Below are 8,556 nucleotides of genomic sequence, written 5' to 3' on the forward strand. Positions count from 1 at the left end.
ATGCGCATCGGAGTCTTGACCGGAGGCGGAGACTGTCCAGGGCTGAACGCGGTGATCCGGGCTGTCGTCCGTACCGCGAACGGCCGCTACGGCGACGCGATCGTCGGGTTCGAGGACGGCTGGCGCGGCCTCCTAGAGGACCGCAAGATCCGCATCCACAACGACGACCGCACCGACCGGCTGCTCACCAAGGGCGGCACCATGCTCGGCACCGCGCGCACCAATCCGGACGTGCTGCGCGCCGGGCTCGGCCGGATCAAGCGGACCCTCGACGACAACGGCATCGAAGCGCTCATCCCGATCGGCGGCGAGGGCACCCTCACCGCCGCGAGCTGGCTCTCCGACGAGGGGGTGCCGGTGGTCGGCGTCCCCAAGACCATCGACAACGACATCGACTGCACCGACGTCACGTTCGGCCACGACACCGCCCTCTCCATCGCCACCGAGGCCATCGACCGGCTGCACACCACCGCCGAATCCCACCAGCGCGTCATGCTGGTCGAGGTGATGGGCAGGCACGCGGGCTGGATCGCGCTCAACTCCGGCATCGCCGCGGGCGCGCACCTGACCCTGGTGCCCGAGGAACCCTTCGACGTGGCGCAGGTGTGCGCTCTGATCAAGAGCCGTTTCCAGCGTGGCGACAAGCACTTCATCTGCGTGGTCGCCGAAGGCGCCCATCCCGCACCGGATTCCGGCTTCGCGCTGCGCGAGGGCGGCATCGACGAGTTCGGCCACGAGCGGTTCACCGGTGTCGCCCAGCAGCTCGGCTCCGAGATCGAGCGCCGGATCGGCAAGGAGGTCCGCACCACCGTGCTCGGTCACGTACAGCGCGGCGGCAGCCCCACACCCTACGACCGCATCCTGGCGACCCGGTTCGGCGTGCACGCCGCGGAAGCGGTGCACGCCGGGCATTTCGGGCAGATGGTCGCGCTGCACGGCACCACCATCGGACTGGTTCCGCTGTCGGAGGCCACCAAGCAGCTCAAGCGGGTCCCGCCGGAACGGCTGAGCGAGGCGCAGGCCTTCTTCGGCTGAGCCGTCGCGGTCCTCGACTTTTCGGTGCGCGTCGGTACCGTTGCCGTATGCGTACCGGTCGAGTGATCGTTTCGGTTCTGTTCGTCGTCGCCGCGCTGGTGACGGGCTGTTCCTCGGACGAGGAGGCGGGCCCCGCCGTCCAGGGGCCCTGGCACGGGGACATCGAAGCGCCGGGCGCGCCGATCGCGATCGGCGTGACCTTCGCCGAGAACGGCTCGGCCACCATCGACATCCCCGTGCAGGGCGTGCGCGGCGCGGCACTGAAAGACGTGCGCACCGAGCCGGACCGGGTCGAGTTCACGGTCCCCGACGCACCGGGCGACCCGGGCTTCCGGGGCAAGCTCGACGGCGAACAGATCACCGGCGACTGGGTACAGGCCGGTCAGCGGGTGCCGCTGGTGCTGCGCCGCGGGCCGGTCGAGAGCGTCGCCAGGCCGCAGGACCCGAAGCCGCCGTACCCGTACCGCAGCGAGGACGTCACCTATCGCAACGGTGACCTCACCATCGCGGGCACCCTCACCGAACCCGAAGGCAGCGGCCCGTTCCCGGCGATGCTGCTGATCACCGGCAGCGGCGCGCAGGACCGCGACGAGGAACTGATGGGCCACCGCCCGTTCCACCTGCTGGCCGACACCTTCACCCGCGCCGGCTACGCCGTGCTGCGCACCGACGACCGCGGCGTCGGCGGCACCGGCGGCAACCTCGACGACGCCACCTATCCCGACCTCGCCGCCGACGCGGCCGCCGGCGTCGCGTTCCTGCGCGCCCGGCCCGAGATCGACCCGGCGAAGGTCGGCCTGTTCGGGCACAGCGAGGGCGGCTATCTCGCCCCGCTGGTCGCCGCGCGGCCCGACAGCAATGTCGCGTTCGCGGTGCTCATGGCCGGTCCCTCGGTGGTCGGCGCCGATGTGCTGATCGAGCAGAACAAGGTGATCATGGCCTCGGCGGGCGCGCCACAGAACGAGATCGACGCGCAGGTCGACTACGTCACCCAGTGGTCGACGATGCTGCGCGCCGGTGACATCGCGGGTGCCGCGGCCTTCGCCCAGCAGCACAACGACTCGCTGCCGCCCGACCAGCGCGCGTCCCAGGAGACGCTCGACTCCTTCAACACCCCGTACATGGCCTCGTTCATCACCTACGACCCGAAGCCCGCGCTGGAAGCGCTGCGGGTACCGGTGCTGGCCTTCTTCGGCGACAAGGACCAGCAGGTGCTCGCCACCCAGAACGAGCCGCCGATGCGGGCCAACCTGGCGGGCGACCCCGACGCCACCGTGTACACCTTTCCCGGCGTCAACCACCTGATGCAGCCCACCGAAACGGGCAAACCCAGCGAATACTCCTCCATCGAGACCACCATCGACCCGGCCGTGCTGACCTATGTCACCGACTGGCTCACCCAGCGCGTCCCGCCCCGTTAGAGCTTCCTAAGATAGACAGTTATGAGCGCACCCACGGTCGAGTTGATGGACTACGCCGATGTCATCTCCCGGTACGAGCCGGTGCTCGGCATGGAGGTCCACGTCGAGTTGTCCACGGCGACCAAGATGTTCTGCGGTTGCCCCACCGAGTTCGGCGCCGACCCCAATACCCAGGTGTGCCCGGTCTGCCTCGGCCTGCCCGGCTCGCTGCCGGTGGTCAACGAGAAGGCCGTCGAGTCGGCCATCCGGATCGGTCTCGCGCTGAACTGTTCGATCACCCCGTGGGGCCGGTTCGCGCGCAAGAACTACTTCTACCCCGATCAGCCGAAGAACTACCAGATCAGCCAGTACGACGAGCCGATCGCCACCGATGGTTTCCTCGACGTGGTGCTCGACGACGGCTCCACCTTCCGGGTCGACATCGAGCGCGCCCACATGGAGGAGGACACCGGCAAGTCGCTGCACGTGGGCGGCGCGACCGGCCGGATCCACGGCGCCAGCCACTCGCTGCTCGACTTCAACCGCGCCGGCGTGCCGCTGATCGAGATCGTCACCAAGCCGATCACCGGCGCCGGTGAACGCGCGCCCGAGGTGGCCCGCGCCTACGTCACCGCGCTGCGTGAGGTGCTGCGCTCGCTCAACGTCTCGGACGTGAAGATGGAGCAGGGCTCGCTGCGCTGCGACGCCAACGTGTCGCTGATGCCGGTGGGTGCGAAGGAGTTCGGTACCCGCACCGAGACCAAGAACGTGAACTCGCTCAAGAGCGTCGAGGTCGCGGTGCGCTACGAGATGCGCAGGCAGGCGGCCGTGCTCACCGACGGCGGCGAGATCGTCCAGGAGACCAGGCACTTCAACGAGGCCGACGGCTCCACCTCCGCCGGTCGCCGCAAGGAGACCGCCGAGGACTACCGCTACTTCCCGGAGCCGGACCTCGAGCCGGTCGCGCCCGCCGCCGAGTGGGTCGAGGAACTGCGCGCCACCATCCCCGAGTACCCGTGGCTGGTGCGCGCCCGGATCCAGGCCGACTGGGGGCTGTCCGACGAGGTCATGCGCGACCTCGTCAACGCGGGCGCCCTCGACCTGATCATCGCCACCGTCGAGGCCGGTGCCCCCGCGAACGAGGCGCGGTCGTGGTGGGTCGCCTACCTGACCGAGAAGGCCAAGGAGCGCGAGGTCGCCCTCGCCGAGCTGCCGATCACGCCCGCGCAGGTGGCCGCGGTGATCGCGCTGGTCGAGGCCAAGACCGTCAACAACAAGGTCGCCAAGCAGGTCGTCGACTTCGTCCTCGCGGGCGAGGGTGAGCCCGCCGCGATCGTCGAGGCCAAGGGCCTCGGCATGGTCAGCGACGACTCCGCCCTGCAGGTCGAGGTCGAGAAGGCCCTGGCCGCCAACCCCGATATCGCCGAGAAGATCCGCTCCGGCAAGGTCCAGGCGGCGGGCAAGATCGTCGGCGACGTCATGAAGGCCACCCGCGGCCAGGCCGACGCGGCCAAGGTCCGCGAACTGGTCCTGGCCGCCTGCGCGTAGCGGTGTGACATACGACCGCCCCCACCGGAATCCGGTGGGGGCGGTGGCGTTCTAGTCGGGCCCGCCCGCTCCGCCCTGCGGCGGTGGGATGCGCACGACGCGGTCGTCGAATTCGCCCGGGGTGCCCTCGGCCTTGTTGATCGTGGTCACCCAGACGCTGCCGTCGGAGGCGGCGGTGGCGCCGAGCAGCTTGCCGTACTTGTCCTGGGCGATCAGTGTGGGCGCGGTGGTGACGGCGTAGGTGTTGGGGTCGGCGGCGATCGCGGCCAGCGCCTTGCCCTCGGACAGGGCCACCGCGACACCGTCACCGGTGGCCGTGCACCCGCCGACGCCCGGCCGGTCCGGCCAGGTCCACGAGACGGTCAGCGTGCCCTCGGTGCTCAGATGCTGCAGCCGGTCCTCGGCGGCCGTGCGATCGGTGACCCACATGCCGTTCTTGCCGTCGCGGCACAGGTCGCCCGCGGTGCCGAGGCCCGAGGCCACCACCTGCGGGCTGTTGGCGCCCGAGGACGGCGACTCGAGGCGCAGCACCTTGCCGCCGAGTGAGCCGGGATCGGCCGCCGCGCCGGGGTTTCCCGCGTCGCCGGTGAGGACGAGCAGCTGGGTGGGTGTCGCCCATTCGATGGCGCCGCGATTCCCGGTGGTGCCCTTCGGGATTCCGGTCAGGATCTCCTTGGGCGCGCCACCGTTGCTGGACAGCCGGACCACCCGGTTGTCACTGCCGGTGGTGATATAGGCGTACATCAGCCCGTCCTCGCCGAAGGTTGGCGAGAGCACGATGTCGGAGATGCCGCCGTCGCCGGAACCGTCGACCGGCACGCTCGCGACCTCCACCGGCGGCTCCTGCGGGGTGCTCGCGTCCACCGGGGTCACCCGCAGGATGCGGCCGGTGCGCCGCTCCGCCACCAGCGCGCCGTCGCCGACCGGGATCAGCCCGGCGCCCGAATCCATGCAGGTGGCGATGACATTCGGGTCGGGATCGATGCACGGTCCGGTCGGCCGCGGTACCTGCGACGGCGAATCCTGCGGCTTCTTCGGCTCCACATTGGACCCGCCCAGCGACGGCTCGGTGGTGAACGGGCTCGACGCCGACTCGTCGAACCGGGCGCACCCGGCGACCAAGACGGTGCCCAGTGCCAACCCGATCGCCACGCGGCCCGCGAATACCGAACTCATGGCACAGACGTTACCGGCAGCCGAGTGGGGCTGACACGCCTGTTCCGGGGAAGACCGGCACACCGAGTCGGCACGTCATAGGGTGAGGCGGTGACCGACAAGTCGAATGACACACCGCACGCCGACGGGCCGGCGCCGACCGGACCACCGGCGTCGTCGTCGGGTCGCCCGGTGACCAGCCCGTACGATTCGCCCACCACGCAGATGCCGAAACCGGATCTGCACAAGGACATTCCGCGCACCGACGAGGACCTCGGCCTCGACCCCGGTGACGAGGTGCCGAGCGCGAGCGCCGCGCAGGCGTCCGGCGGTGGCGACGACGGCTACGGCTACGCGTCGATCCCGCCCGCGGCCGCCGCCACGGCGGGCACGGTCCGGCTGCAGCGCCGCAACCGCGAGCCCCGCCGCGGCACCCTCGACCTCGGGCTGTTCGTGCTGCGCCTGGTGGTCGGCTACACCTTCATCTACCACGGGCTGCAGAAGCTCACCGGCTGGTTCCACGGCCCCGGCCTCGACGGCACCAAGGCGATGATGGAGAACGGCGGCTGGGACTACCCGTCGCTGTCGACCGCCCTGGTGATCGCCGGCGAACTCGGCGGCGGCATCCTGCTCGTGCTCGGCCTGGCCACGCCGCTCGCCGCGGGCGCCGTGCTGGCGACGATCCTCACCGCCTGGATGTGGAAGCAGGGCATGATCGCCGGCTTCCAGTACAACGCGGGCACGCCCACCGGCGTCGAGCTCGACTCGATCCTGGCCGGCGCCGCCCTGGCGATCATCCTCACCGGCCCCGGCCGCTGGTCCTTCGACCGCGCCCGCGGCTGGGCCACCCGCCCCGCCTACGGTTCCTTCACCGTCGTCCTGCTCGCCATCGCCGCCGCGATCGCCAGCTACCTGTTCCTCCACGGCGGCAACCCGCTGACGGGCATCGGCCCGTTCAACTGAGTCCGGACGGCTGCGGCGGTGCGGGTTCGGCCAGGTGAGCGGTCATGGTGACCCGCACATCGGCCAGGAATTCCTCGAACCGCCGCAGTTCGGCGGGGGAGTATCTCCCCATCACCGTGTCTTCCACTTTCACCCCGAGCGGACCGAAGAAGTCACCGGCCAGGGCATGGATGCGCGGGGTGCTGCGCAGTGTGACGATGCGCCGGTCGTCGTGTTCGCGGCTGCGGACGATATGACCGGCTTTCTCCAGCCGGTTGAGCAGCGCGGTGGTCGCGCTGTTGGACAACGAGATCCGCTCGCTGAGCCGCGCGGGTGACAGCGTGCCGCCCCGTTCCTCCGCGGTGAGGATCTCGATCAGCGCCTCGGCATCGGTGGAGTGCAACCCGAGCCAGGTCGCGAACCGATGGGTGAATTCGCGGTAGTTCGCGCCATAGGCGCGCAGGCCCTCGTGGATCCGTTGATACTGCGCACCAGCGTCCGACCGACTCATAGGTTCCTTTCGCATCGGTTGACATCCTATTGCCCGCAATCTACTTTGACCATGGAAATATTCCACCATGGAAATAGGAGATGCGATGAGTCAAGAGTCGTCCATCCGCCGATGGCTCGGCTTGATCGCCATCGCCCTCGGTGTCGCGCTGATCGTGGTCGACACCACGATCGTGAACGTGATCATCCCGTCGATCATCGAAGATCTGGCGACGGGTTCGACCGAGGCGCAATGGATTCAGGAGTCCTACGCGATCGTGTTCGCGGCGCTGCTGCTGGTGGTCGGGCGGATCGCCGACATCGTCGGGGCCCGCAGAGTGTTCGTCGCCGGTGTGGTCGTGTTCGGCGCGACCAGCGTCCTGGCCGGGCTGGCCCCCGGCGGTGGGCTGCTGATCGTCGCCCGGTTCCTGCAGGGCGCGGGCGCCGCGATGATCCTGCCGACCTCGCTGGCCCTGCTCAATGCCACCTTCACCGGCAAAGCGCGGGGTCAGGCGTTCGCGGTGTGGGGTTCGACGATCGGCGCCGCCGCCGCGCTCGGTCCGCTGCTGGGCGGCTGGCTGGCCGAACACGTGTCGTGGCGCTGGGCGTTCGGGATCAATGTGCCGCTGGCGGTGCTGATCGTGGTCGGTGTGCTGGCCTGCATCGCGCCTTCCCCGAAGGTCGCGGGGCGACTCGACGTGTTCGGCGCGATCCTGTCGGTACTCGGTCTCGGGCTGCTCGCGTTCGGCTTGGTCGAAGGCCGAACCTACGGCTGGATCAGCACGGTGCATCCGCTGGGGATCGGCGGTTTCACCTGGGGTGGTGGGCCGTCGCCGGTGCTGGTCGCGCTGGTGCTGAGCGTGCTCGCGCTGGCCGGTTTCGTGGTGCGCCAGGTGCTGCTGCGCCGCGGTCCCGACGCCGACAAGGCGCTGATGGACCTGAGCCTGTTCCGGTTGGCCTCGTTCCGCAACGGCAATATCGCCACGCTGATCATCGGGCTCGGCGAGTTCGGCATCGTCGCGGTCCTGCCGCTGTGGCTGCAGTTCACCCTCGGCTACAGCGCCGTGCAGGCCGGGCTGGCGCTGGTGCCGATCGCCATCGGCAGTTTCATCGCCAGCGGCGCCAGCTTCGGCATGGCGGGCAAGGCGTCACCGCTGAACATGGTCCGGCTCGGCCTCGCGCTCGAGGTCGTCGGCCTGGCGGCGCTCGCCTTCTTCGCCGCCACCGACAGTTCCTGGTGGGCGATCTCGCTGATCCTGTGCGTGTACGGCGTCGGCGTCGGCTTCGCCACGGCCCAGGTCACCAACGTGGTGCTGGCCGAGATCCCCGAGAACGACAACGGCCAGGCCTCCGGCATCCAGAGCGCCTTCCGTCAGCTCGGTTCCGCGCTCGGCATCGCGGTGCTCACCACCGTCTTCTTCACCACGCTGAGCGCGCAGATCGACGACGACCTGACCGCCGCGGGTCTGCCCCCGGCCCAGGCGCAGCAGTACGCGCACGCCGTCACCAGCAGCGCGGGCGCGGCGATCGAAGGCTTCGCCGCCCAACCGGAGACGCGCGAGATCGCCGAGGCCGGCCGCACGGCGATGACCGACGGCATCACGCTGGGCGGCTACCTGGCCGCGGGCTTCGTCCTGCTCGGGTTGATCGCCACCGCCCTCATCCCCGCGCGCACGGGCGACGAGTCCGCTACGCCGACAACACAACCCGCGCTCGTGTGAGGACGGCATCGCGAGGGCGGTGGCGTCCGCACCGAGGATCAGGTCCGCCCCGCCGCACCGACATGGTCCGACGGCGAAACCGCCGCTCGAACTCGCGAGAACACGGGTAGCCCACGGGGAATCGGCTGAGCCCACCGACGAGTGCGCCGCCCGTGGCATAGACGAACGGCGGCGCACACGTTTGTCGCCGCAGTTTAGGTTCGGGCGCTTAAGGGACATTGGGGGCCGCGCCCCGTTCGGCCCACGGCGCCCGGGCGGCGGATGCG

7 protein-coding genes are annotated in these 8,556 nt (G+C 70.1%); 5 read left to right on the plus strand and 2 right to left on the minus strand.

Features of this window, described 5'->3' with window-relative positions; genetic code table 11:
* The 3 genes from ACFVW6_RS30865 to gatB are packed head-to-tail and all read left to right on the plus strand — an operon-like array spanning position 1 to position 3,983.
* Positions 1-1,035, plus strand: a complete 1,035-nt coding sequence (locus ACFVW6_RS30865; protein WP_357344054.1) for an ATP-dependent 6-phosphofructokinase — start codon at positions 1-3, stop codon at positions 1,033-1,035.
* Positions 1,036-1,082: 47 nt separating this feature from the next.
* Positions 1,083-2,456 carry an alpha/beta hydrolase family protein gene (locus ACFVW6_RS30870; RefSeq protein ID WP_378832295.1) on the plus strand — a complete coding sequence of 458 codons (1,374 nt, stop codon included), beginning with the start codon at positions 1,083-1,085 and terminating at the stop codon, positions 2,454-2,456.
* Between the two features lie 21 nt (positions 2,457-2,477).
* Positions 2,478-3,983, plus strand: a complete 1,506-nt coding sequence (gene gatB, locus ACFVW6_RS30875) for an Asp-tRNA(Asn)/Glu-tRNA(Gln) amidotransferase subunit GatB (protein ID WP_365007087.1) — start codon at positions 2,478-2,480, stop codon at positions 3,981-3,983.
* 51 nt (positions 3,984-4,034) lie between these two features.
* Here gatB and ACFVW6_RS30880 read toward each other — a convergent pair whose 3' ends face one another.
* Positions 4,035-5,159 (minus strand): PQQ-dependent sugar dehydrogenase, encoded by a 1,125-nt coding sequence (locus tag ACFVW6_RS30880; RefSeq protein WP_378832293.1) that lies wholly within the window; start codon positions 5,157-5,159, stop codon positions 4,035-4,037.
* Positions 5,160-5,249: 90 nt separating this feature from the next.
* Between ACFVW6_RS30880 and ACFVW6_RS30885 the strand changes: the two genes are divergently transcribed.
* Entirely contained in the window at positions 5,250-6,101 is an 852-nt protein-coding gene (locus tag ACFVW6_RS30885; RefSeq protein WP_357344060.1) for a DoxX family protein, read from the plus strand.
* Here ACFVW6_RS30885 and ACFVW6_RS30890 read toward each other — a convergent pair.
* The gene (locus ACFVW6_RS30890; RefSeq protein ID WP_365007084.1) at positions 6,094-6,591 is read right to left on the minus strand and encodes a MarR family transcriptional regulator; all 498 of its coding nucleotides are present in this window, start codon (positions 6,589-6,591) and stop codon (positions 6,094-6,096) included. The genes ACFVW6_RS30885 and ACFVW6_RS30890 overlap by 8 nt on opposite strands.
* Positions 6,592-6,676: 85 nt before the next feature.
* On the opposite strand from ACFVW6_RS30890, the gene ACFVW6_RS30895 reads away from it, so the two are divergent.
* Complete coding sequence (locus ACFVW6_RS30895; RefSeq protein ID WP_378832289.1) at positions 6,677-8,290, plus strand: DHA2 family efflux MFS transporter permease subunit; 1,614 nt, start codon at positions 6,677-6,679, stop codon at positions 8,288-8,290.
* Positions 8,291-8,556: the final 266 nt, after the last annotated feature.

The organism is Nocardia sp. NPDC058244 (assembly GCF_042882065.1).
GTDB lineage: Bacteria > Actinomycetota > Actinomycetes > Mycobacteriales > Mycobacteriaceae > Nocardia.

Bases quoted from the DNA above. Each gene is read 5' to 3' on its own strand.
- ACFVW6_RS30865 (WP_357344054.1), top strand. From the start codon at position 1: ATGCGCATCGGAGTCTTGACCGGAGGCGGAGACTGTCCAGGGCTGAAC.
- ACFVW6_RS30870 (WP_378832295.1), top strand. From the start codon at position 1,083: ATGCGTACCGGTCGAGTGATCGTTTCGGTTCTGTTCGTCGTCGCCGCG.
- gatB (WP_365007087.1), top strand. From the start codon at position 2,478: ATGAGCGCACCCACGGTCGAGTTGATGGACTACGCCGATGTCATCTCC.
- ACFVW6_RS30880 (WP_378832293.1), bottom strand. From the start codon at position 5,159: ATGAGTTCGGTATTCGCGGGCCGCGTGGCGATCGGGTTGGCACTGGGC.
- ACFVW6_RS30890 (WP_365007084.1), bottom strand. From the start codon at position 6,591: ATGAGTCGGTCGGACGCTGGTGCGCAGTATCAACGGATCCACGAGGGC.
- ACFVW6_RS30895 (WP_378832289.1), top strand. From the start codon at position 6,677: ATGAGTCAAGAGTCGTCCATCCGCCGATGGCTCGGCTTGATCGCCATC.